24 protein-coding genes and 1 riboswitch are annotated in these 23985 nt (G+C 60.5%); of the genes, 6 read left to right on the forward strand and 18 right to left on the reverse strand.

The window, feature by feature from the left end; translation table 11 throughout:
- The first annotated feature begins 97 nt into the window (after positions 1-97).
- Both QTL95_RS19005 and QTL95_RS19010 read left to right on the forward strand, forming a co-directional pair.
- Positions 98-1003, forward strand: a complete 906-nt coding sequence (locus tag QTL95_RS19005) for a carbohydrate ABC transporter permease (RefSeq protein ID WP_289721525.1) — start codon at positions 98-100, stop codon at positions 1001-1003.
- A complete protein-coding gene (locus QTL95_RS19010) occupies positions 996-1844 on the forward strand; it encodes a carbohydrate ABC transporter permease (protein ID WP_289721473.1) in 849 nt (282 codons plus the stop codon). Before QTL95_RS19005 ends, QTL95_RS19010 begins: the two co-directional genes overlap by 8 nt.
- A 23-nt stretch (positions 1845-1867) precedes the next feature.
- On the opposite strand, the gene QTL95_RS19015 is transcribed toward QTL95_RS19010, so the two are convergent.
- The 11 genes from QTL95_RS19015 to QTL95_RS19065 form a co-directional block, all read right to left on the reverse strand.
- A complete protein-coding gene (locus QTL95_RS19015) occupies positions 1868-2632 on the reverse strand; it encodes a 3-oxoacyl-ACP reductase (RefSeq protein ID WP_289721474.1) in 765 nt (254 codons plus the stop codon).
- Entirely contained in the window at positions 2629-3450 is an 822-nt protein-coding gene (thiD, locus tag QTL95_RS19020; RefSeq protein WP_289721475.1) for a bifunctional hydroxymethylpyrimidine kinase/phosphomethylpyrimidine kinase, read from the reverse strand. The genes QTL95_RS19015 and thiD overlap by 4 nt, the downstream gene beginning before the upstream one ends.
- The gene (gene thiE, locus QTL95_RS19025) at positions 3447-4082 is read right to left on the reverse strand and encodes a thiamine phosphate synthase (protein WP_289721476.1); all 636 of its coding nucleotides are present in this window, start codon (positions 4080-4082) and stop codon (positions 3447-3449) included. The genes thiD and thiE overlap by 4 nt, the downstream gene beginning before the upstream one ends.
- Entirely contained in the window at positions 4079-4879 is an 801-nt protein-coding gene (thiM, locus tag QTL95_RS19030) for a hydroxyethylthiazole kinase (RefSeq protein ID WP_289721477.1), read from the reverse strand. The genes thiE and thiM overlap by 4 nt, the downstream gene beginning before the upstream one ends.
- Positions 4880-4929: 50 nt before the next feature.
- A riboswitch (TPP riboswitch) is annotated at positions 4930-5026 on the reverse strand.
- Between the two features lie 55 nt (positions 5027-5081).
- A complete protein-coding gene (locus tag QTL95_RS19035) occupies positions 5082-6056 on the reverse strand; it encodes a sugar kinase (RefSeq protein ID WP_289721478.1) in 975 nt (324 codons plus the stop codon).
- Positions 6057-6074: 18 nt separating this feature from the next.
- Positions 6075-6890 carry a carbohydrate ABC transporter permease gene (locus tag QTL95_RS19040; RefSeq protein WP_037185405.1) on the reverse strand — a complete coding sequence of 272 codons (816 nt, stop codon included), beginning with the start codon at positions 6888-6890 and terminating at the stop codon, positions 6075-6077.
- A complete protein-coding gene (locus tag QTL95_RS19045; protein ID WP_289721479.1) occupies positions 6890-7831 on the reverse strand; it encodes a carbohydrate ABC transporter permease in 942 nt (313 codons plus the stop codon). Before QTL95_RS19045 ends, QTL95_RS19040 begins: the two co-directional genes overlap by 1 nt.
- Positions 7831-9159: an ABC transporter substrate-binding protein gene (locus tag QTL95_RS19050; RefSeq protein WP_289721480.1), complete on the reverse strand. Its 1329-nt coding sequence runs from the start codon at positions 9157-9159 to the stop codon at positions 7831-7833. Before QTL95_RS19050 ends, QTL95_RS19045 begins: the two co-directional genes overlap by 1 nt.
- A 54-nt stretch (positions 9160-9213) precedes the next feature.
- A complete protein-coding gene (locus tag QTL95_RS19055; RefSeq protein WP_289721481.1) occupies positions 9214-9891 on the reverse strand; it encodes a GntR family transcriptional regulator in 678 nt (225 codons plus the stop codon).
- 7 nt (positions 9892-9898) lie between these two features.
- Positions 9899-10783, reverse strand: a complete 885-nt coding sequence (locus QTL95_RS19060; RefSeq protein WP_289721526.1) for a dihydrodipicolinate synthase family protein — start codon at positions 10781-10783, stop codon at positions 9899-9901.
- Between the two features lie 122 nt (positions 10784-10905).
- Positions 10906-11349 carry an Lrp/AsnC family transcriptional regulator gene (locus QTL95_RS19065; protein WP_442981321.1) on the reverse strand — a complete coding sequence of 148 codons (444 nt, stop codon included), beginning with the start codon at positions 11347-11349 and terminating at the stop codon, positions 10906-10908.
- Positions 11350-11529: 180 nt separating this feature from the next.
- On the opposite strand from QTL95_RS19065, the gene putA reads away from it, so the two are divergent.
- Positions 11530-15210, forward strand: coding sequence for a trifunctional transcriptional regulator/proline dehydrogenase/L-glutamate gamma-semialdehyde dehydrogenase (putA, locus tag QTL95_RS19070; RefSeq protein WP_289721528.1), 3681 nt, complete (start codon positions 11530-11532; stop codon positions 15208-15210).
- A gap of 264 nt (positions 15211-15474) precedes the next feature.
- Here putA and QTL95_RS19075 read toward each other — a convergent pair whose 3' ends face one another.
- The 4 genes from QTL95_RS19075 to repA all read right to left on the reverse strand — a co-directional run bounded on the left by QTL95_RS19075 (position 15475) and on the right by repA (position 19533).
- Complete coding sequence (locus tag QTL95_RS19075) at positions 15475-15690, reverse strand: hypothetical protein (RefSeq protein ID WP_289721482.1); 216 nt, start codon at positions 15688-15690, stop codon at positions 15475-15477.
- 197 nt (positions 15691-15887) lie between these two features.
- Positions 15888-17177 (reverse strand): plasmid replication protein RepC, encoded by a 1290-nt coding sequence (gene repC / locus QTL95_RS19080; RefSeq protein ID WP_289721483.1) that lies wholly within the window; start codon positions 17175-17177, stop codon positions 15888-15890.
- Between the two features lie 157 nt (positions 17178-17334).
- Positions 17335-18333 carry a plasmid partitioning protein RepB gene (repB, locus tag QTL95_RS19085; protein WP_289721484.1) on the reverse strand — a complete coding sequence of 333 codons (999 nt, stop codon included), beginning with the start codon at positions 18331-18333 and terminating at the stop codon, positions 17335-17337.
- Between the two features lie 3 nt (positions 18334-18336).
- Positions 18337-19533, reverse strand: a complete 1197-nt coding sequence (gene repA / locus QTL95_RS19090; protein WP_442981314.1) for a plasmid partitioning protein RepA — start codon at positions 19531-19533, stop codon at positions 18337-18339.
- A 1156-nt stretch (positions 19534-20689) separates the two neighbouring features.
- On the opposite strand from repA, the gene QTL95_RS19095 reads away from it, so the two are divergent.
- Complete coding sequence (locus QTL95_RS19095; protein WP_289721530.1) at positions 20690-20917, forward strand: tautomerase family protein; 228 nt, start codon at positions 20690-20692, stop codon at positions 20915-20917.
- Positions 20914-21177, forward strand: a complete 264-nt coding sequence (locus QTL95_RS19100) for a YciI family protein (RefSeq protein ID WP_289721485.1) — start codon at positions 20914-20916, stop codon at positions 21175-21177. Before QTL95_RS19095 ends, QTL95_RS19100 begins: the two co-directional genes overlap by 4 nt.
- Before the next feature lie 14 nt (positions 21178-21191).
- Here QTL95_RS19100 and QTL95_RS28960 read toward each other — a convergent pair whose 3' ends face one another.
- The 3 genes from QTL95_RS28960 to QTL95_RS19110 are packed head-to-tail and all read right to left on the reverse strand — an operon-like array spanning position 21192 to position 22755.
- Positions 21192-21479, reverse strand: coding sequence for an FCD domain-containing protein (locus QTL95_RS28960; protein ID WP_442981322.1), 288 nt, complete (start codon positions 21477-21479; stop codon positions 21192-21194).
- Entirely contained in the window at positions 21455-21724 is a 270-nt protein-coding gene (locus QTL95_RS19105) for a GntR family transcriptional regulator (protein WP_289721486.1), read from the reverse strand. Before QTL95_RS19105 ends, QTL95_RS28960 begins: the two co-directional genes overlap by 25 nt.
- Positions 21724-22755: a LacI family DNA-binding transcriptional regulator gene (locus tag QTL95_RS19110; RefSeq protein ID WP_289721487.1), complete on the reverse strand. Its 1032-nt coding sequence runs from the start codon at positions 22753-22755 to the stop codon at positions 21724-21726. Before QTL95_RS19110 ends, QTL95_RS19105 begins: the two co-directional genes overlap by 1 nt.
- A gap of 243 nt (positions 22756-22998) precedes the next feature.
- Here QTL95_RS19110 and QTL95_RS19115 point away from each other — a divergent pair, with 243 nt between their 5' ends.
- The gene (locus QTL95_RS19115; RefSeq protein ID WP_289721488.1) at positions 22999-23973 is read left to right on the forward strand and encodes a Bug family tripartite tricarboxylate transporter substrate binding protein; all 975 of its coding nucleotides are present in this window, start codon (positions 22999-23001) and stop codon (positions 23971-23973) included.
- Positions 23974-23985 lie beyond the last annotated feature (12 nt).

The following is a 23985-nucleotide window of genomic DNA, read 5'->3' on the forward strand; positions in this document are numbered from 1 at the left end:
TGGCGCAGATCGAGAGCTCCGCGCCACTATTTGCCATTGCTATTGCGAATGTGAGGTCATCATGGCCAATGTCAGCGCCGCCCCCGCCATTCGACCAATGCGCGTGCCTGCGACGGCATCCGCCCGGCGCAAGCATCCGGCGGTGTCGGGACGCCTGCCTGTGCTGCTACTGTTCCTACCGCCGGCGCTGCTTCTGTTTTCGATCTTCGTCATCCTGCCGATGGGCGAGGCGGCGTGGTACAGTCTTTACAAATGGGACGGCTACGGCCTGCCGACGCAATATGTCGGCCTTCGCAATTTCGAGCTGCTGTTCAAGAACGGCGCCTTCCTGACGGCGCTGAAGAACAATGCGATGATCATGGTCATCTCGATCGTGATCCAGATCCCGCTGGCGATCTGGCTTGCCATGATGCTCGCGCACCGGCTTGCCGGCGTCGTGCTGTTCCGGCTGATCTTCTTCCTGCCCTATGTGCTAGCCGATGTCGCAGCCGGCCTGATCTGGCGCTTCGTCTATGACGGCGACTACGGCCTCTTCGCATCGATCGCCCACCTGCTCGGCGTGGAAACGCCCTATGTGCTGGCCGACAAGGACCTCGCGATGTACGCGGTGCTTGCCGTGATCGTCTGGAAATATTTCGGCTTCCACATGATGCTGTTCATCGCCGGCCTGCAGTCGCTCGACAAGAGCGTGCTCGAGGCGGCCGAGATCGACGGCGCGAACGGGTGGCAGCGCTTCCGCTACATCACCCTACCGCTGCTCGGCTCGACGGTGCGCCTATCGGTGTTCTTCGCCGTCGTCGGCTCGTTGCAGCTCTTCGACATGATCATGCCGCTCACTGGCGGCGGACCGTTCAACGCGACGCAGACGATGGTCACTTTCCTGTTCAACTTCGGTGTTGCGCGTATGCAGGTGGGGCTCGGCAGCGCTGTCGGCGTCGTCCTGTTCCTGATCTGCGTCACCCTCGCCTTCGGCTACAAACGGATATTCATGCGCCATGACTGATGTGGTTTCATCCGAACGGCTCAGCGCCGGCACGAAAGCCTATCTCTACACCTCGCTGGTGATCATTTCGGCCATCGTGCTCATCCCGCTCGTTACAACCGCGCTCGGCGGCTTCAAGGATCTGGCGGATCTGCGTACCAACCCATTCGGTCTTCCGGTCGAGTGGCATGCGGAGAACTATACCGATATCTTCTTCGGCGACCGCTATTGGCGGCAGATGGTCAACTCGCTGATCATCGCGGCGCTGACCGTGTTTCTCACTGTTTCGGTGTCAGCTATGGCCGCCTTCAGCTTCGCTCATGTCCGGTTCTTCGGCTCCGAGTTGCTGCTGAACTATTTCCTGATCGGGCTAATGTTCCCGGCGGCGACCGCCATCCTTCCGCTCTTCATCCGTATCCGCGATCTCGGCTTGCTCAACAGCTACTGGGGCGTGGTGCTGCCGCAGGTCGCCTTCGGGCTGGGAATGAGCATTCTCCTCTTCAGGAACTATTTCAAGAACCTGCCTGAGGAGCTGTTCCAGGCAGCCGTCGTCGATGGCTGCGGCTACATGCGCTTTTTCTGGCACATCTGCCTGCCGCTTTCACGCCCGATCATTGCGACGGTCAGCATCATCTCCTTCGTGGGCAGCTGGAATAGCTACATCCTCCCGCTCATCATGCTGAACTCCGAGAAGATGTACCCCTGGCCGCTCGGCATCATGGTCTATCGCGGTGAGTTCGGCACCGCCTGGCAGCTGGTGCTCGCCTTCATCACGCTGACAATCATGCCGACGATCATCGTGTTCTTCCTGGCGCAGAAGCATATCATCGCCGGCCTGACGGCAGGCGCCGTCAAGTCGTAGCGTGATCGACGGGCGGCCAAGCCTTAGCCGAATACGAGACCGCCGTCGACGATGAGGTTCTGGCCGGTAACGGCCCGTGCCCAGGGGCTGGCGAAGAAGAGCACGGCACCGGCCGCCTCTTCCGGCGTGGTGACGCGGCGCAGCGGTGTGTTGGCGGCAATCAGGTCGAACACCGCTTCCGGCGTCGCGCGGCTCGCCGCCGTGGTCCGCAGCAGGCCGCCCGAGACCATGTTCACGGTGATGCCATCAGGCCCGAGTTCGGCCGCGGCGGTGCGCGTCAGCGACAGGAGAGCGGCCTTCGCGGCGGTATAGTCGTGATAGGGCACCACGGGATTCTGGAACAGGTTGGTGCCGATCGTCACCACCCGCCCGAAGCCGGATGCCGCCATGCCGGGACGCACCGCCTGGATCAGGTTGAGCGCCCCCTTCAGCGCGGTATCGAGCTGCCCCGTCATATCCTGCCACGAGAGATCACCGAGCTTCGGCCGCGCATCCCCGTTGAAGCTGAAGTCGGTCAGGGCATTATGCACGACCGTTGTCGGCGCGCCGAATGCTTCGGTGACCTCGGCGACCAGCCGGTTGACGGCGTCCGCGTCCCTGATGTCTGCCTGGAAGGCGCGGGTGCGATCGCCGAGCCGCTTAGCCAGCGCCTCGGCCTCCGCTCGGCTGGCGCGATAGTTGATGGCCACCTTCGCTCCCTCACGGGCGAAAGCTTCGGCGATCGCCGCTCCAAGTCCGCGTCCTGCGCCGGTCACGATGACCGTCTGCTTGCTGATGTCGAGTGTCATGCCTGTCGTCCTTCCTGATCGCGCCAAAGCGCATGAAAATGCTGCACGGGCCCGTGGCCGGAGCCGACGTCGAGCGTATCGGCCTGCGCCACCGCCTCGGCGAGGTATGCCTTGGCGTTTGCCACCGCCTGGCTGAGCGGCGCGCCCTTGGCGAGTTCAGCGGCGAGCGCACTCGACAGCGTGCAGCCGGTGCCGTGTGTGTTGGCTGTCGGAATTCTGGCTGCCTCGAACCAGACCGGTCCCTCGGCCGTCACCAGCACGTCGGGGCTTTCGGGACCGGCGAGGTGTCCGCCCTTCACGAGCACTGCCTTGGCTCCAATGGCCCGCAGGCGTTCCCCCTGCTCCGCCATCTGCGCCCTGGTCGTGGCGACCGGCGAGGCAAGCAGTGCTGCGGCCTCTGGAAGGTTCGGGGTTATAAGGGTGGCGAGCGGCAGAAGACGTCGCGTCAAGACCTCGATGGCGACATGATCCAGCAGCTCCGCGCCCCCCTTGGCGACCATGACCGGATCGAGCACGATCGGGATCGCCTGGTGCGCACTGAGGCTGTCGGCAACCGCCACGGCGATCTCGGCATTGGCGATCATGCCGATCTTGACCGCATCCACCCTGACATCGGCGAAGACGGCGCGGATTTGGTCCGCGACGAAAGCGGGCAGGACGAGATGGACGCCCGAGACACCTTGGGTGTTCTGCGCCGTCAGCGCCGTCAATGCCGCCATGCCATAGACGCCGCGCGCCGAAAAGGCTTTCAGATCGGCCTGGATGCCTGCGCCACCAGAGGGATCGGAGCCGGCGATGGAAAGAACGTTGCGGATCATCCTCTGACCTTTCTGATCTGTTCGGCGATGAAGGCGGCCTCCCCGCGCGGATCGGGCCTACCGCAGATAGCCGAGACGACCGCCAGCCCTTCGGCGCCCGCCGCAAGGACGTCGCCGACATTCCCGGCCTTCAGACCGCCGATCGCGACCGACGGGACCGGGCAGATCGAAACCAGCCGCGCCAATCCGTCGAAACCGATGGGTTGCTTGTGATCCTGCTTGGTCGGCGTCGCGAAGACGGGCCCGATGCCGGCGTAATCGACGACATCGGCCTCCACGGCAGCGACCAACTCTTCCGTCTCGACGGAGAGGCCGAGGATCATGGAAGGGCCGATCAGCCGGCGGGCGCTGCGCGCATCCATGTCTTCCTGACCGATGTGCAGTCCGTCGGCGCCGATGGCGATCGCCGCCTCGACGTCATCGTTGACGACGAGCAGGGCGCCGCTGCCCGCCAGCGCCGCCTTCAGCGCGCGGCCGGTTTCTATCATAGAAGCCGTGCCGGCATGCTTGTCGCGCAATTGCACGATGGTCGCGCCACCGGCGACGGCGGCGCGGGCCGTCTCGACCATGCCGGCTTCGGCGCAAAGATCGGGATCGAGGACGAGATAGAGCGAGAGGTCGAAGGTTTTCATGCCGCGCGAATCCTTGCCTGCCGGTCGAGCGACGGGCCATCGAGCGCGGCAAGCGCGTCGAGGAAACGCCAAGCAAAGGAGCCCGGGCCATCCGCCTGGCGCGCCGCGTTCTCGCCCGCGACCGCGAAGGTGGCGAGCGCCGCGACCGTTGCCGCAAGTGGATCGGTCGGACTAACCGCCGCGAAAGCGCCGACTAGGCAGGTGAGCGAGCAGCCGAGCGCGGTGACCGCAGGCATGAAACGCGAGCCACCTTCGATGATGAACGCTCGATCGCCGTCGGTGACGAAATCGATCTCGCCGGTGGCCGCGACAACGGCCCCGTGCGCTTTCGCGACAATGCGGGCCGAAGCCTGCGCCTGTTCGACCGGATCTCGGCTATCGACGCCCTGCCCGCGACTGGTCCCGCCAGCCAGGGCGATGATCTCGGAGGCATTGCCGCGAATGATGGTCGGGCGATGGAGCAGAAGCGCATCGACCGCTTGCCGCCGGAAACTTGTTGCGTAATGCGCCACGGGATCGAGCACCCAGGGTTTTCCAGCCCGGTTGGCCGCATCCGCGGCGCTCACCATGCCCTTCATCCAGCCTGCGGACAGCGTGCCGATGTTGATGGTCAAGGCGCCGGCGATGCATGCGAACTCGCCCGCCTCTTCCTCGGCATGGACCATGGCGGGCGAAGCGCCGGCGGCGAGCAGCACATTGGCCGCGATATTCATCGCCACAAAGTTGGTGATGTTCTGGACGAGCGGCGGATCGGCGCGAAGCGCCGTCAGAAGGATTCCCGGCGAGGTCTCTTGCATGTTGCTCCTTTCGAACGGAGCAAGACGCGGGAGCGGAACGCAAAAGCCTGCGAAGGTCCCGAGCGACTCCCTCCGCCAGCATTATCCGGTTCAGGTTCCAAGGGTACTTCTCAGCCCGCCTTTCGGCGAACGCCCCTGTCTCTCAATGTGTTTCTTGTCGCAGAGAACGGACCTGATGTCACTTCAAAAAAGCGGCAACGCATCATCGGCAGGCGACGACGGTCACTTCGGCGTGCCAGTGCGAAAGGGCCTTTAGCACCGTCGCACGATCCGGGGCGCCGATGCGCCCGCCGAAAACCTGGCACTTCAAGGCGGCCGCCATCGACGACAAGCGCATTGTTTCCTCGATCGGCATTCCCTCGACGACGCCAAGGGCAAAGGCGCCATGAAAGATATCGCCCGCCGCCAACGTATCGACGGCTTTCACCACGGGCGCGGGAAGATGGCGAACGACGTGATCCGCATCGTCGTACCAATAGGAACCCTTCTCGCCGGCGGTGACGCTTATGAAAGCCTGCGGGAATTTCTTCTTCAGCAAGACGACGACTTCGACGAGATCGAGGCTCTCCGCCAGCCGCTCGGCGGCCGGCTGCGAGAAAACGATGTGGCTGGCAGCGGGCGCCAGCATCTCTATAATGCCGTCGGGGGAGACGTCGCCATCGAGAATGGCGGGCTTGCCGGCCGCTCTCGCCGCAAGCAACGTTTTCAGCGCCAGCGCCGGCCAGCGGACGTCCACCAGCACGGCATCGATATCGTCCATGTCGGCCGCCGTTACTGGCCTGACCGTTTCGTGCAGGCGCTGATCGTAGAAAGGGACGATCAGCCGCTCGCCCTCGTCATCGACAAGGATCGTCGAGACCGCCGAGCGCGCACCTTTCGCCCTCACCATGCCCGTCGTGTCTATGCCGCTCTCGCTAAGATCGGCAATGATCCGTTCTCCGATATCGTCGTCACCCACCGCACTCCAAAGGCTGGCGACACCGCCCAGCCGAGCGACCGAAAAGGCGGCGCTGGACGCCATGCCTTCCGCGATCTGCAGCATGTCATAGGGCAGCACCTTGCCCTGGCCAGATGGCATCGCGCGAACGCGAAACAGCGTGTCCAGCACGGCCGCGCCGACACAGAGCACGCAGCGCGCCGGACCCGGCGGGAGACTATAGGCGGAAAGGTCGCTCACGATTGCCGGGTCACCCGATCACTTCACGGCACCTGCCGTCAGGCCCGCCACGATCTGCCTTTGCGCGAAGACCGTCAACACCAGCACCGGCAGCGTCACGATCAGCGCCGCCGCGGCGAGCGGTCCCCAGCTCACCTGCTCGAAGGAGAGCATGTTGTAGACCGCCACTGGCAGCGTGCGCGTCTCGCGGCTGGCAAGCACGATGCCGAAGACGAAGTTGTTCCAGGAAAAGATCACCGACAGGATGAAGGCGACCACGATGCCCGGCCTCGCGATCGGCAGCGCGACAAGGCGGAACACCTGCCAGGGTGTGGCGCCATCGATGCTGGCGGCCTCCTCCAGCTCCATCGGCGTCGTCTCGAAATAGCCGATCATGATCCACACGACGATCGGCACCGTGACGACGAGGTGGATGATGATCTGTGGCATCAGCGTGCCGAGCAGGTTCAGCCACTGGAACAGTAGGAAGAGCGGGATCAGGAAGGAAAGGCCGGGCGTCATGCGGGCGATCATGATGACCATAGCCGACTTCTCGGCCTTCAGCCGTGCGATGCCATAACCCGCGGGAACTCCGATCAAGAGCGCCAGCAGCGTTGCGGAGCCGGTGACCAGCACCGAATTCCAGAGATAGAGGAAGAAGTTGTTCTCCTCGAAAACCTTCAGGTAGTTCGACCAGGCAAAGCGCTCGGGAATGAAGATCGGTGGATAGGCGCCGTTGTCGATCTCGTACTTCAGCGACAGCGAGATCATCCAGAGGAAGAACAGGATGACCGGCGAGATCATCACCAGGGCGACGAACAGCAATCCGATGCGATCGAGTGTCTTGCGCTTCATCAGCGTGCCTCCCCGTCCGACCAGTTCGCACGCGCCCGCACCATCAGGAGTACGAAGGACAAAAGCACGATAAGGATGAAGAAGACCACCGCCATGGCCGAGCCATAGCCGATGTCGTAATAGGAGAAGGCGGTGTTGTAGAGATAGATGTTGATCGTCTCGGACGCCGTGCCGGGTCCGCCCTGGGTCATGGCATAGATGATGTCGAAGCTCTTTACCGCATCGATGCTGCGGATGATGACGGCGATCATCAGGAACGGGGCGATCATCGGCAGCGTCAGGTAGCGGAACTTCTGCCACACATTGGCACCGTCGATCTCGGCGCTCTCATAGGGTTCGCGCGGAACGGCGGCAAGCCCGCCGAGCACGATCAGCATGACAAGCGGCGTCCATTGCCAGGTCTCGACCATGACGAGCGAGGGGATGACGCTGCTCTGGTTGTAGATCCACTCCTGCGGGCCGATGCCGATGAAGGACAGCAGATAGTTAAGCACGCCGAGCTGCGGATGGAACATCATGGTCCAAACGAGTGCGATGGCGACCGGGGTTGCCATCATCGGCATCACGAAGATACCGCGCAGAAGCCCGCGCAGCGGAAACTGCGCATCGAAGATCAGCGCCGCCAGCGTCCCCAGGAACAGCGGCGCCAACACTGAAAGCGACGTGTAGAGCACCGTGTGCCACAGAGAGTCCCAGAAGCGCATGTCGCCGGCGAGACGGACATAATTTTCCAATCCGGCGAAGACCTGCGTCTGGCCGAGCGTCCAGCTGTTCACGCTCATCCAGAGTGTAAACACCCAGGGGAAAACGATCACGGCTGCGATGACGATCAGCGCGGGGATGACGAAAGGCCAGTAGTTGGGAGCAAACCGTCCCGGTTTGCTCCTTCCCTTTGACACGGCCTTGGTCACTGCGGTCGTTTCGATGCTCACCGACGCCATTATCCCTCGCTTCTGGCCAGGACGGGTTCGAACTGGGCCGTTGCCGTTTTCAGCTCGGCCGCCGGATCCGCGCCGCCGATCATGTTGGTGAGACCGACGCCGTAGATATCGCGGAATTCCGTGACCGGAATGATGACCGGCAGGGTGAGCTGCGAGACCTTGCCGGAACCGACGACGGCATCCAGCCACGCGCCTGGCATCTTCACACCTTCACGGACCTTCGCATCCTCGAGGATCGACTGGCGGAACGGAACACCTGCACCGGCCTGCAGCAGGCGGGCGCCCATTTCATGCGAGATTGCCCACTGGCAGAAGAGATAGGCCGCTTCCTTGTTCTTGCTGGCGGCAACGACGCCAAGGCCATCACCCGTGGTGGCGGCTGCCTGCGCCTTTGGTCCCTTCGGCATGATGCCGTAGCCGACCTGGCCGACGACGCGCGACTTTTCCGGATTTTCGATCGGCGGCGCAAAGCCGACGCCATCGAGCCACATACCGATCTTGCCCTGCAGGAAGGCCGACTGCGCTTCCGCCCAGTTGAAGCCGGAGACGCCGGGAGGGGCGGTCTTGGTCATCAGCTTCTGATATAGCTTGGCGGCTTCGACCGCTTCATCGGAGGTGGTCCGCAGCTTGCCGTCGGGCCCGAGCGGGCTCGAGCCATAGCCGAGCATGAGCGTTGTCCAGACGGGCGTATTGGCATTCTTGAGACCGCGGGCGACGAAACCGTAAGTGTTGGTCGAGGGATCGGTCAGCGCTTCGGCGGCACTTGCCAGCTCCTCGAAGGTCGTCGGATAGGAGAGACCCTTCTTTTCGAAGAGCGCCTTGTTCCAGTAGATGATCCAGTAATCCACCGAGAAGGGAAGCGAGCGCAGCACGCCGTCCTGATCCTTGGCGAACGTCATGCCGGCTTCGGCAAAATCGCTTTCCACCAGTGATGGGTCGGTGAGCGAGGGGTCCTTGAGGAAGCCGCCGATGTCTGCGAGCCAGCCACCCTTTTCGAACTGTCGCTTCTGGACGTGATAGCTCATGTGCACCACGTCGAAGCTCGGCTTGCCGGAGCTCAGTTCGATGGTCGTCTTCTGGCGCTGCTGCTGTTCGGGCGTCGCCTCGGCATTGACCTTGATGCCCGTCAATTCCTCGAACTCGGAGAGATATTTGATCAGCGTCTCGCTACGCGGGCTCTTGACCAGATTGACTTCGAGGGTAGTGCCGGCATAGCGCTTCCAGTCGACCGCGGCCGATGCCGAGCGCACACCGAGCAGGCTGCCGGCGCCAAGCGCCGCGGTGCCGGCGAGAAAACCGCGCCGTGTCGGATTCAACAATGATGTCATGTTATTCCTCCTCCTTGTGCCGGCGATCTCCTCACCTCCGGCTGTTATTGTCTGCTATATCCTGAGCGCCCGATCCCTTGCGTGGTTGATGTGAGCGACAAGACTGTTGACGGCGTCCTCCGCCGATCGTCGCTCGATCGCCTCGAGCACCTTGAGGTGCTCGCCCATGACGGGCCCGACGCGACCGTCGATGCGAAAGCGCTCCTGGCTGATCAGGCGCATCTTGATCGAGTTCACGCGGTAGGCGTTCGAGATAATCGTATTTCCGAGCGCATCGATAAAGGCGTCGTGCATGCCCCAATCAACCGCCTGCGCCCGCACTTCCAGTTCGTGCGAACCGTCGCCGTTCTGAATGGCGTCGGCGATGTCGCGATGCTGCTTCACAAGCCTCGCAATGGCCTCGTCCGACGCGGAACGGGTAAACAGAGCGACGGCCTCCTTCTCCAGAAAGACGCGCAGCTGGAAAGCCTCGCGAATGAGGTTGAGGTCGATATGAGCGATCTGCAGCCCGCGTTGCGGCACGGTCTTGATGAGGCCCTCGGCCTCGAGCCTGGGAATGAGCTCTCGGATCGCACCGAGCGTCAGTCCGGTGAGTTCCACCAGACGGCGCTGAGACACGAACTGGCCGGGGCGCACGTCACGCGCGAGAAGGTGGCGCGTGAAGCTTTCATACGCCTTTTCCCGCAGTGTCGGTTGCTCGTCGGTTGCGTCCATCGCCTCCCCCAGGAACATTCTTCGTCTATGCCGCCTTCGAGCGGAACAGCGAATCGAAAGCAAGGGCCAGCTGGTTCTGCCCTTCGCCGGATATTGAAACCAGCGGCGGACGAACCGCAAGCCAGATTTCGTCTCCCGTCAGCCGCGCCACCATCACCTTGACGGCGGCGGTCACCGGATATTTGAGAAGCTCAGCGACGAAATCCTCGATCCTGGAATCGTCCCTCCCCTCTTCCGCCATCAGCTTCACCTCATCAGGCACGAAGTTGGCCATGCCGGAAATGGCGCCCTGTCCGCCGAGCCGAACGCCTTTCGCCAGATGCCGCTCGTCGCCGACGAGGATGATGAGATCGCCATGTGCCTTGAGCAGGCTTTCCGTGTAGGGCCAGTCACCGGAGGAATCCTTGACGCCGACGACGACCTTGGGAAAGGCCGTGCGCAGCCGCCCGATCAACGATACCGTCAGCGGCACCATCGTGACCGACGGGATATTGTAGACGATGATATCGCGCGCGTTATCGCCCAGAATGGCGAAAACGGCGGAGAACCACTTGAGCAGGCCGTCGTCGCTGACGTTCTTGAAGTAGGACGGCGGCGCGAGCAGGATATTGTGGACCCCCTTGGAAAGCGCGTGGCCGGCTTGGGCGGCCGCATCCTCCGCGGAATCGACCAGAACGCCGACGACGATGCTTGTCGCGGAAATCCCTGAGGCAAGCAGGGCAGTGAGAACGCGCTCGCGCTCCTGCGTCCCGATGGACGAACCCTCACCGGTCGTTCCGAAAAGCGTTACGCTCGAGCATCCGGCCGCAAGGCTTCGGCGCGCCTGCGCGACCATGGCGTCGATCGCAATATTGCCGGCGTCATCGAACGGCGTGGCGAGCGCGACGGAAAGCCCGAACTTCTGTGTCAACATCATTCCTCCCAGTTAACACGTCAGGCGTATCAGACTAACATGTTAGATGTAAAGAGGTGATTGCATGGCGTGGCCATAGGGTGCGACGTACGCGCCGTCATACGCCGATCAGCGCTGTATCAGCCGCCGTTTTCCTTGATCGATTCCATGGCGACGAAGGTTGACGTGCTGGCAACAAAGGGAAGGCTGGAAATCTTTTCGCCGAGGACGTGCCGGTAGTTGGCGATGTCGGATGTGCGGATCTTCATCAGATAATCGAACGCGCCCGCGATCATGTGACACTCCTCGACTTCCTGTAGCTTTCGCGCGGCAACGTTGAAAGCGCGCAAGGCGTGCTCGCGTGTATCGGAGAGCTTTACCTCGGTGAAGGCTACGTGGTTACGTCCCAGCTTGTTGACATTGACGATAGCGCGGAAGCCGAGAATATAGCCTTCTTCGATCAACCGCTTGAGACGAACCTGACAAGGCGTGTTCGACAGCCCGACCTTTTTGGCAAGATCGGTAATCGACATTCGACCGTCGGCCGTAAGAGCTTCAATGATTTTGTGATCGAACTGGTCGATTTCCCTATTCGAAATTACGGATGACACAAAATACTCCACGAGCTGATCAATTATCGGATAAATACTTTTCAGATATCCGTAAATCAAGTGAAATCCACCCATATCGATCTGCTAGATTTCGACATATTGGGCTCGGGAGTAAAAACGATGACGATCGTCAAAGGTACGTTGGCAACGAATATGGCGGACAACGAGAAAAGCGACACCTCAAATCCCTTCAAAGGCTTCGCACCGGCGATACGATTACGGAGCGATCTGCGCCGGAAGATCACCGAGGCTTACCGCACCCCGGAAAAGATTTGCGTTCCGCGCCTCGTCGAGGCGGCGACGCTTCCCGAGAAGGTCAAGCAGGACGCCGCGGCAACTGCCCGCAAGCTGATCGAAGCGCTGCGCGCCAAGCACAAGGGAAGCGGGGTCGAGGGACTGGTTCACGAATATTCGCTGTCCAGCCAGGAAGGCGTAGCGCTAATGTGCCTGGCCGAGGCGCTGCTGCGCATCCCAGACACCGCCACGCGCGATGCGCTGATCCGCGACAAGATCTCGGAAGGCGATTGGAAGGCCCATCTCGGCGGCGGCCGTTCGCTCTTCGTCAACGCCGCGACCTGGGGCCTCGTCGTCACCGGCAAGCTGACTTCGACCGTCAACGACCGCAGCCTCTCCGCCGCGCTGACGCGGCTGATCGCCCGCTGCGGCGAGCCCGTCATTCGGCGCGGCGTCGATATGGCGATGCGCATGATGGGCGAGCAGTTCGTGACCGGCGAGACGATCGACGAGGCGTTGCAGCGCGCCCGGCCGCTCGAACAGCGCGGCTTCCGCTACTCCTACGACATGCTCGGCGAGGCCGCGACGACGGCTGCCGACGCGCAACGCTATTATCGCGACTATGAGGTCGCGATCCACGCGATCGGCAAGGCCTCCGACCGCCGCGGCATCTACGAAGGTCCCGGAATCTCGATCAAGCTGTCGGCGCTGCACCCGCGCTATTCGCGCGCTCAGAGCGCGCGCGTCATGGCAGAGCTGCTGCCGAAGGTGAAATCGCTGGCGTTGATCTCGAAGTCCTACGATATCGGTCTCAACATCGACGCGGAGGAAGCCGACCGGCTGGATCTCTCGCTCGACATCCTGGAATCGCTCTGCCTCGACACGGACCTGGCCGGCTGGAACGGCATGGGTTTCGTGGTCCAGGCCTACGGCAAGCGCTGCCCCTTCGTTCTCGACTACATCATCGACCTCGCCCGCCGCGCCGAGCGCCGCATCATGGTACGGCTGGTCAAGGGTGCCTACTGGGATGCCGAGATCAAGCGCGCGCAGGTCGATGGCCTACCGGATTTCCCGGTCTTTACCCGGAAAATCCATACCGACGTCTCTTACATCGCCTGTGCACGCAAGCTGTTGGCGGCAACCGACGCGGTCTTTCCGCAGTTCGCCACCCATAACGCGCAGACGCTGTCGACGATCTACCACATGGCCGGCTCCGATTACTATGTCGGCAAATACGAGTTCCAGTGCCTGCACGGCATGGGCGAACCGCTCTACGACGAAGTCGTCGGGCGACAGAACCTCAATCGACCGTGCCGCATTTACGCGCCCGTCGGTACACACGAGACGCTGCTTGCCTATCTCGTGCGTCGCTTGCTGGAAAACGGCGCAAACTCCTCCTTCGTCAACCGCATCGCCGACCCCAATGTCTCCATCGATGAACTGGTTGCCGATCCCGTCGACACGATCGCGCGGATGACCATTCCCGGGCAGAAGCACGACAAGATCGCCCTGCCAGCCGACCTCTACGGCGCGCGACGCAATTCCGCCGGGCTGGACCTTTCCGACGAAGACGCGCTTCGTAAGCTGACGGAAGCGCTGGAAAGCAGCGCCGACAGGACCTGGACCGCGGAGCCCACCTGCGAGAGCGCCGTGAATACTCCTGCCCGCCCGGTGGTTAATCCTGCTGACCGCCGCGATGTCGTCGGCAGCGTTCTGGACGCAAGCCCCGCCGACGTGAGAGCGGCGGTCGAAAGAGCATCGCGGGCCGCGCCGGCCTGGATGGCGGTTCCGCCCGCTGACAGGGCAGCGCTTCTTGAGCACGCCGCCGATATCATGCAGCAGCGCATGGAAGTTCTCCTCGGATTGATCATTCGCGAGGCGGGAAAATCGGTCTCCAACGCGATCGCCGAAGTGCGCGAGGCAATCGACTTCCTACGCTATTATGCAGAGCAGGCGCGCCGCACTCTGGGGCCCTCGCATGCGCCGCTCGGTCCCGTCGTTTGCATCAGTCCATGGAATTTTCCGCTTGCGATCTTTTCCGGCCAAGTTGCGGCAGCACTTGTCGCCGGCAATCCGGTTCTCGCGAAGCCCGCCGAGGAAACGCCGCTTATCGCCGCGGAAGCAATCCGCATTCTTCATCAGGCTGGCGTTCCTACCGACGTGGCTCAGCTCGTACCCGGTGACGGTCGCGCCGGCGCAGCACTTGTTGCCGCACCGGAAACGGCGGCGGTGATGTTCACCGGCTCGACGGAGGTGGCGCGGCTCATCCAGGCCGAGCTGGCAAAACGCCTCTCGGCCGCGGGCAAGCCGATCCCGCTTATTGCCGAAACCGGTGGACAGAACGCGATGATCGTCGATTCGTCGGCGCTGGCAGAACAGGTTGTCGGCGACGTCATTGCCTCGGCCTTCGACAGCGCCGGCCAGCGATGCTCGGCTCTGCGTATTCTTTGCCTGCAGGAAGACATAGCCGATCGAACACTAGCAATGTTGAAAGGCGCGCTACGCGAGCTGACGATCGCCAACACCAATCGCCTTTCCTCCGACATCGGCCCGGTTATCACCGAGGAAGCGCAGGCAATCATCGAGGCGCATGTTGAAGCGATGCGCAAACTCGGCCGCGCCGTCGAGCGTGTGGAACTGCCGGAAGCGACGGAACATGGAACGTTCGTCGCGCCGACGATCATCGAGATCGACAAGATCGCCGACTTGAAACGCGAGGTCTTCGGTCCTGTGCTGCACGTCATCCGCTGGCGTCGGCAGGATCTCGATCGCCTGATCGACGACATCAACGGCACCGGCTATGGCCTGACATTTGGCTTGCATACCCGTCTCGACGAGACGATCGCGCATGTCACCTCCCGCGTGAAGGCGGGCAATCTTTACGTGAACCGCAATGTTATCGGTGCTGTGGTCGGCGTCCAGCCTTTTGGCGGGCGTGGACTTTCCGGAACCGGCCCCAAGGCCGGCGGGCCGCTTTACCTCGGTCGCCTCGTCACCACGCCGCCGATCCCCCCGCAGCACAGTTCGGTTTATAGCGATCCGGCGCTATCGGATTTCGCCAAATGGCTCGATCACCAGGGACTTGCTTTCGAAGCCGATATGGCGCGCAATCTCGGCAGCCAGTCGGCGCTTGGTCTTGAGACCGAACTTGTCGGCCCGGTCGGCGAGCGCAATATTTATGCGCTGCATCCGCGCGGCAATATTCTCTGCCTTCCGCAAACCCCGACGGGCCTCTATCGGCAGCTCTTTTCCATACTCGCGACCGGCAACACGGCTGTGATCGGTTGTGAAGGGGCATTCCGCGATGGTCTGGAGAATCTTCCGGCAACCGTTGCGCGACGGATATCCTGGAAATCGGAAACAGAAGCGGACGCCGTTCTATCGGGAGCCCTTATAGAGGGTGAGGGCGAACATATCTCCGCCAAGATCGCCGAGATCGCGGCAATGCCTGGCCCTCTGTTGCTCACGCAGGCCGCCTCCACCGAAGAACTCGCCCGTGATCCAGAAGCCTATTGCCTGAACTGGTTGCTCGAAGAAGTGTCAACGTCGGTCAACACGGCTGCCGCCGGTGGCAATGCCAGCCTTATGTCGATTGGCTAGAAAGTTCACTGAACACGTGACCTCGCTAGACGCTGCGGATCAGTTAGGTCCGTGGCGTCTCTTGCATTCGTCGTTCATCTCAATCGCCCTCCCCGCGAATGATGAAGATACTCGCAAAGCCGACCAGTACGATGCACTGGAGTATGAAAAGCGGCCATTCCTGCGACATTGGCTTTTCCTCCCGATCCAAGAATATAGGGCGGAGTTGGAAGGAGTCCTGCACATGGCCTGTATCTGAGGATCGTGATCACGCAGATATGTAGGTCACTCCAGGCCTTCCGTCAGACCGTCGAAAACGTCGAGCAATGCGTCGGCGATCGCCTGGCCCAGAGCATTACCCGCCTCGCCGATCGAAGCTTCATTCATGTCCCGTGCCGCCAAGGCCAGTGCTGTGCCTTCCTGTGCGACGATCGCTCGCGCGCGCTCTATGGCCCACTGCGCAAAATCGGCACGATTGTCGATGGTTACGCTCTCTTCCATGTCTGTCTCCTCATAACAAAATTGCGTGCAGACCTCTTACGCTATTCCGACGGGATGTCGAAGCGCTGCTAAAGCCCCGCTCACATATTTTACGACGAATATACTCTTTTCCAGGCAACAGTTCTCCTTGCGACTTTTTCCCTTTGAAGAAGTTAAGTCGCCATTCTTTTCCTCTAGATTGTATCCTACCTTCCGAGCTACCCGTCAGCCAATGCGGTGTAGCTGTGGGCCTGATCTGAATGGTGCGCCTGCATATGCTGCCTGACGAGCGCCATCAGCATCGGCCCAAGCGAAAATTCACCTCTTCTAGCCCTTGCAGTCAGATCGCGAAGGTAACCGCCGGCAGAGTTGATGCTGGCACCACGTTCAAGAATGCACGCCACAGCGACCGCAGCGCCTTCAGCGCCCATGGCCGCACAGGCGTCCTGATAGGCACTTGGACTAATTCCCAGCATGGTTCTGACAGTGACCGCTGTAATCATAAGATCCCGCCAATTCTCGATCCTACCCACTCGATGATAAGCGGATATGTCGGGGCACGCCTGAAGAACGAGGCTCAGTGGAAAGGATTTCACATCTGGCTGCTGTGCCTGTGTGCACTCGGCAAGAGAGCTTGAAGTCTCCAAGCATTCTTCACGCTTGATGGTCATCATTGCGGGCTTGGTTGCAACAATTTCAAGCCGTTCAGATTCAGAAATAGATTCGGATTCTGTATTCTGTATGTGCCGCTCATTTTGATAGGGATTGGCGCTCGTTTCTTCAGTTTTAATGCGCGTTTCCAATTGCTTGACGATTTTCTCGCGGAGAACGGTCAGCTTATCGAGTGCCGACTGAAGGTGCAGGCTGGTTGGCGAGCGCGGGATGCCATCGATCATGCTACGAAAATGGTCGTGAACCTGCTCCCAGCGGTCATCGGCGTCCTCCTGGCGGGCGAAGTCGATAAGCTTTGTGATGTCACGCCGGCAAAGGCTGATGCGTTCCCGAAGGCTCTGGATATGAAGTTTGCGGGCGACGACCTCGGCAGCGAGATGCTCGATCTCATCAGCACGTGCGAGGAGCGGCGCGAGGGAGAAGCCAAAAGCTTCGTTTATGTCGCCGCTTCGGTCACGCCGTGCATAGCGTTTGCCATTCGGGCTGTCCTTACGGATCAGCAGGCCAGCGTCCACCAGTGTCGCGATGTGGCGACGAATGGTCTGTTCTGCCATGCCATGCGAACGCAGGGACAGTTGATGATTGGAAGGAAACACGACAAGGCCATGCTCCTCCGCTAGCTCATTCTTCGGATAGAAGCTGAGCAGCGCATTGAGCACGGCAAGCGCACGGTCATTGATCGCAAGCATCGGCTTTGCCTCGCAGAGCGCGCGGTAAAGCTTCCACTTGTCGACGGTCTTATTCGTCTTGATATTCTTCGATGATACCTGACTTGCGAGCATGCCAAGCGTCACCGGCCGCCGCCCAAAGGGCGTCGTCACTAATCCACTCTCCATTTTCTTTCACCTTTTTTCAGGCAAAAGAAATCCGCTCACCAAAAACGGTGCCAAGACTCTTGACTGTGATTCGTGAAAGTGCGATTCTCGATCTTGCTAGAAATACGAGGAAGGCTTCCACGACTTGGTCGTTTGGGGGCCTTTTTCTTTTGCGGTGCTAATCTCCTGATTGTTGACGGTATTCGGCATAGAGGTCGGCAAGCTTCCTCTCTACGAATTGATCGAAGCCCGGCGCGGCCTTGGTGTTGAACACGAAAGTTGCGCCCGTGGCCGTGTGTTTCATCTTCACCGGCAGTGTGTCGTGCGCGACCCATGCCGTGGCAGGACGTGCTTTGGGTGTGATGAGAAATGCGACCAGGGCGTCGAAACGCTCGTCGCTTGGTAGTTTGCTTGTCGACGGCTTGGTCGCGAACTCGAGGACGGCCGCGCTATCGCCATATGCCAGCAGACTATCGGCCAGTTCCATCCAACGCCGGCGACCGACAGCGGGAGCTGCGCCGATTGCCACGATCACTGGCTCGGGAATCTGCCTGACAACGCTGATCATGCGCGATAGAGCCGCCTTGTCGACACCCAACGCCGCCATGATCACATCCCTGGCGAAGCCGCGATCTTCCAGACGGGTGGCGAAGAGACCACGCTCGATGTAGGAAAGGTCTGTGCGGGAATTGTTTTCCTGGCCTTGGCTGACGACAAGCTGTTCATCCGACAGCTGCCGCACGACGGCTTTGATCTTTATGCCGAGCTGGCGGGCCGCTGCCAGACGCCGGTGACCATAAGCGACCTGAAAGCGTTCTCGCTGGTCCGGATGCGGGCGGACCAGAATTGGAACCTGCTGTCCGTAATCGCGGATCTGTTCGACGAGCTGGGAAAGCTCCAACGCGTCGATGCTGAGGCGGTCATTGACGAAAGACGCATCGATCTGAACCGGGTCGAGCTCGACGACTGTCTGGCCTTCGGCAAGCTGACGTTCGAGGGTCTGCGCGCGTTCGACCTTCTCAGTGATGTTGCCAAGTGTGCGGGTGATGCCTCCAACGGGGGAAGATGGACGCGCGGCGGGAATGAACCCGGCGATCGGTCGATCATTGCGAGTGGTAGATGGGGCAGGAGCCTGGTTTGGTGTCTCGGAGATGCCGATCAGGTTTTTTCGTGCCATATCTTACTTCCTTCCCCACGTGGATCGAAGGAGTCCTTCGATTTCCGCGTTTACGAGATTAAGGGACTCCATCGCGCGGTCATACGTACCGCGGGTAAACTGCGAGCGTTCGACCTCATAGAGGGTCTGTTTGGTGACGCCGGCATCGGAGACCGCGGTGGACTTCAGCATCGGGTTCTGCAGCATGCGGTTGCCGAAGATTGCGCGCATAAAGCCGGTCATCTGGCTTTGTGGACCATCGTTCGGCTCAAAACGCGTCACGAGGTAGCGCATCCAGTCGTAGCTCGTGCGCCCGCCAGCCTGCTCCACGACGCTCATCAGCTCGCTTGTCATCGACAGGAACTGCGACATGGACATCACGTCGAGCATCTGCGGATGGACAGTGATGAGGCACGAAGTGGCGGCGCAAAGCGCAGACATGGTGAGGAAGCCGAGCTGCGGCGGGCAGTCGATGACGACAATATCGTAAAAGCTCTCGATATCGGTCAGCACTTCGCCGATGCGGGCGAAGAACATGCTGGCGGCAGTTCCCGACATCATTGCCTTGGGCGTCTCGTGCTCGAACTCCATCAGTTCGAGATTGCCCGGAATGATGTGCAGGTTCGGCGTGTAGGTGGCCCGGACGATCTCGGAAATCGGGCGAGGGCTATCATAGCGAATGGCGCCGTAAAGTGTTTCCCCTTCCCCGACGTCGAGTTCCGGCTGATGGCCGAACAAGGCCGACAGCGATGCCTGGGGGTCGAGGTCCAGTGCAAGCACGCGATAGCCGCGCAAAGCGAGAAACTGCGCGAGATGCGCGGATGTCGTCGTTTTGCCGCTTCCGCCCTTGAAGTTCATCACTGAAACAACCTGAAGCTTTTCGCCCGGTCGGCGGATCGGATTGTATTTTGCGGCGCCGTTGCGTTCGTCGAGAACGTCACGGATGCGGCGCATGTCATCGGCCGTATAGAGGCGCCTGCCGTTCGACATCGGCTCGGGGCCGTGACCGTCGGAAGCGACCTGTCGGAGATAGCCTTCACCGATGCCAATGAAGGACGCGGCCTCCGCGGGCGAAAAGCTTCGGATTGACTTCAAGGCGGTTGGCGGGAATATTTTCTTCTGATGTTGCTGGAGCTGATGAGCGAGCTCGTTCGCATCTTCGGCGAGAAGTGACGGCAAATGCTCCTGCTCGTCGTGATGCGTTGGATTGGGCTGCAACATTCAAATCTCCTGGCAACTGCGCAAATTCCGAAAAACACGACTTAACTGCGCAGTTCATTATGCAGCGATTCGGATAGGAATGACAGGCTAGACACTTAGGTGGGAAACTCTCCAGTTGTCCGCGGACAACTGGAGAGTTTTGAGTAGTGGTTGTCCGCGGACAACCCACCAGGAATCGGTCTCATTGCGCGGGCCTAAGGCCCCTCCCCATCGCATCATCGGGTTGCCACCGACGGCAGTGTGCGTGCAGCCCGTGGAACGGCATCGCCAATTCCTAGAAAACGACAAGCCGTGCTCTCCGACTGTTTCAAATGGATCGTACTGGAGCCGTGCAAAGCGCGTCTCCATCTAGATGTTATGCCGCCGTTGGCGATCATGCATGAAGGGGTGTTTGCGCTACTGCCGCGCCTATCCTCGTTGTACGTGAGCCCTAAGCTGGGATACCCAACCAAATGTTATTCCAGCATCTGTTCGTACGTTACCAGAGTCCGCACTTATAGAGCGGCGTCAGCAGAAACGGAACATGGCTCTTGAGCGGGAAGTCGATTACGGATATATTCCCCCATATCCGAGCCGGTTAACACGGCTGACCTGATTCCCCTTGAAATCGGGCATATAGCTTGCTCCCGCTAGCGGAAGCTAAGCCCGATCTTCATTCGCTTTTATTCGAAAAAATCATAAATTTTAGATATTTGCGAGCAGCTTAATTCCGTTTGGATAAGCTACGTATTTGGCATTTCCGTCGTTCGTCTAAGCCGGTCAGACAATGTGGGTTCAGGACAGGTGATAAAAGCAACATAGGCTGGCCCCGGATGAGTTGAACAAGCCCCATTTCCGGGCTTAACGCCAAGATCAAGCGACATGGATGACCGCCGCGGCAAGTTCGAGTGGCCCGTCGTAATCGGCAGATACACCACGACCGATCTCAAAGCCGAAAAAAGGCAGGATAACCGGCGCACTTGTTCTGGGGTGTGTTAGAGATTGATGTTGGGCCTTCGATAAAAGGACGCACGGGCCTTTTCCGGATCGACGATGGTTGCGACCCCTTTTTTCCTCAAGAGACGGCCCAGAGTTTGAAATGAATTCCGTCTCTTCGGAGAGACGGTCGACCAGAGGCGCCGATGAAGGCAGACGACCGCAGGCTTGGCCGTCGCCAATGTGTTGGTTAGAGTACCGTCGCCAACATTGGAGAGACGTGGTGCCGGAAGTTCATGTGTTTTGCGCGGCAGGTCGATCGCGCGACCAGAAAGTAAGATTGATGAAGAAGATTACGGACGCAGTAGTCGAGGAGTTCGGCGCAGCTCCGGGAGCGGTGACTGTCCAGATAATTGAGGCTCCTCCCGCTGATAAGATGAAGGGCGGCGTACCTTTCGACGAGCGTTGATAACGTGTTTCCGGAGACCGGAGAATGATCACCTCCGCGCCGCATTCCTCGATGCACACAAAGCCCATCTTCGCAGCGGCGTCGTGGATGTTGTGATGGCAGGCTCGCTGAAGGGCGGACAGGGTGGATCGATGATCGTCGCGAACGTCACTGATCTGCACGAGTTGGCCGCCTTCAACGAGGACGATCCGTTTGTCCGCGAAGGCATCTATCAACGGTCTGAGATATACGAATGGACGATAACGCTCGACAAGTGGTGACGCCGTTGCAAGTGTCAGCTAGCAGGGGACCACTTCGCGCCGACGCCCGTCTCATAGTTTAAACTCGTGTGACCAATGTGCTTTGCGAGAAGCGTCGTCGCCGCGTTAACGTCTGCCGACCGGACGGCCACGAGAATGGCTTCGTGCTCCTTTAGGGAGTGCATGGCACGTTGCGGTATGCTGGCCAGATAAGTGCGCAGAGCGGCAAGTCTCCCGGAATAGAGTGAGTAGCCCCCTTCGAGATTCCGCTCTATCGCAAGACGTAGAGCTGAGGTCTCTATGACCGTTCGGAGCCGGTACAGTCCCGTGTCTTGGCAGCGTTCATATCGAAAACCCGCACGCCAGCGCTCGGCGAAAGCGTAACAAGACCTTGGGTCTGAGGCTTCGAAAACGCCTCCCTGACCGGCGTCGTCGATACGTCCAAACTGGCCGCCATCTCACGCTCGGTCAGCCAGGTTCCGAGAGCAAGGTCTCCGTTTATGATCAGCTTCCGAATATGGTCGGCGACCACGGACGTCAGGGATTTTGGCCGCTTGAAATCGTTCATCAAGTGGTGCTGCGCCTCATAATCTCGAAGCCAACCTCGATCATGCCGTTTTGAGAATGGTCGCCGGCCAGCCTGGCGAGCATCGCCTGCGCCGCTATGGTTCCGATTGCTCTTCGATCGACACGTACCGTGGTCAGCGGCGGAAAAGTGGATGCCGCGAACTCGAAGTCGCCGAACCCGACTACGGCGACGTCTTCGGGAATCCTGCAGCCACGAGAGTGAGCCTCTGCCAGAGCGCCGTGCGCGACTACGTCCGAGCTGCAGAAGACGGCAATCCGACCGCTGCCCTTGTCCAGCAGCTCTGCCATCGCGCGACGACCGTCGCTGAAAGAAGCTGGCGTATTGGTGGGCGTCGCGGGCAGTTCCACTTCGGCGACGCCATGAAGGCCTTCGGCAAAACCGCTCCGGCGATCCGTCGCGCGGGGATCGTTGGCGCCGATCTGGGCGTAGCGGTCGTATCCCTTCTGCAAAAGATGGGCGGCGACAAGCCTTCCGACTGCGGCATGCGAGAAGCCGACCGCGGTGTCGAGCGGACTAGGGGTCGAATCCCAAATTTCGACGATAGGCATTCCCGCCCCCATCAGCATCGCCCGGCTCTGCTTAAGATGTGAAATACCTGTGAGAATGATACCGTCGGGACGCCGAGCAAGGATGGTCCGGATAAGTTCCAGCTCTCGGCCGGGCTCGTATCCCGAAAGCCCGAGGAGCAACTGATAGTCTGATGCTACGAGCTCGGCGTTGAGACCTTCGATAGTCTCCGCGAACATGGTGCTTGCGACGGAAGGGACGATGGCGGCGACCAGCTTCGTCTTTTTGGATGCCAGCCCCCCTGCAAGCAGATTGGGTACGTATCCGGTCCGTTCGATAACCTGTCGGACGGCCTCGAGCGTCTTCGGTTTGACCAGGTCTGGCGTGTTGATTACGCGGGAGACTGTGACGGGAGATACGCCCGAGAGCTTTGCTACGTCTGCAAGTGTGACGGGCCCCGAAGACCATGTGCCGGCCTGCTTGTCAGTGGTTCGTCGCGCCATCATCAACTCCTTTCGTTGAAATGATATACGCTTTCATTTGTTCGGAAATGCAAGAAGTTTATCGTTTGTGGCGCACAAAAAAGCACCGTATGCACGCGAATATCTGCGGAACATGCTTATTTTGACTCATCTTCTTGCGTTTTCCAAAATCGGGTCTATTAATGGAAGCGCTTTCATTTCTGCCGGAGGAGGTTTGGCGATTTGAATCGGGGCGGCAGGAGGCCGCGGGAGAGGAGAAGAATCATGAAATTGAGAACTGGCATACGGCATGCGAGTATTGCGGCCGTCATCGGACTCGCCTCAAGTTCCGCATACGCGGACGCATACCCGGTCAAGACCGTGACGGTGATCGTACCGTTCGCAGCCGGCGGGAATACGGACACGTTCGCGCGCCTCGTCGCCGAGGAGCTCGACAAGCGTCTTGGACAGCGTTTTATCGTCGAGAATAAGCCGGGGGCCGGCGGCAACATCGGCCTCGGCGAGCTGTCGAGAGCCAAGCCGGACGGCTATACGATCAGCATGGGAACCGTCAGTTCCAACGCAATCAATCCTACTCTGTACAAGACCCTGCCTTACGACAAGGACAGGGGCTTTGCGCCGGTCTCGCTAATCGCGACCCTGCCGAACGTCCTCGTCGTCAGCCCGGAGATCAAGGCGAACACCGTGCAGGAGCTGGTGGAGCTGCTCAAGAGGGAGCCGGGCAAGCATACCTTCGCTTCATCCGGAGTAGGCACTTCTCAGCATCTCGCAGGTGAGCTGTTCGCCACCAAGTCCGACGTAAAGATTACTCACGTTCCCTATAAGGGGAGCAGCCAGGCGATCCTCGACGTCGTTGCAGGGCATGTCGACATGGTCTTCGACAACATTCCGACCGCTGCGCAGCAGGCGAAGGCGGGCAAGGTTCGCGCGCTCGCGGTCACCAGCGCGGAAACTGCACCGCTGCTCCCGGACGTCCCGCCCATGGCCAAGGTGATCCCCGGCTTCGAGGCCACCTCCTGGCACGGTCTGGTCGCTCCGGCCGGCACTCCGAAGGAGATCGTCGACAAGCTGAGCAAGAAAGTACAGGAGATCCTCCACGAGCCGGCGATGAAGGCGAAGATCGAAGGAATGGGCGCGACGGCGGTCGGCAACACGCCGGAAGAATTCGCAAAGTTCATCGACGTAGAGAAGGTCAAGTGGGCGAAGGTGATCGCCGACGCGAAGGTGCCTCAGCAGTAAGCCCGACGGCCG

It is taken from the genome of Rhizobium sp. S152, assembly GCF_030380735.1.
In the GTDB taxonomy this organism is placed as follows: Bacteria; Pseudomonadota; Alphaproteobacteria; order Rhizobiales; family Rhizobiaceae; genus Rhizobium.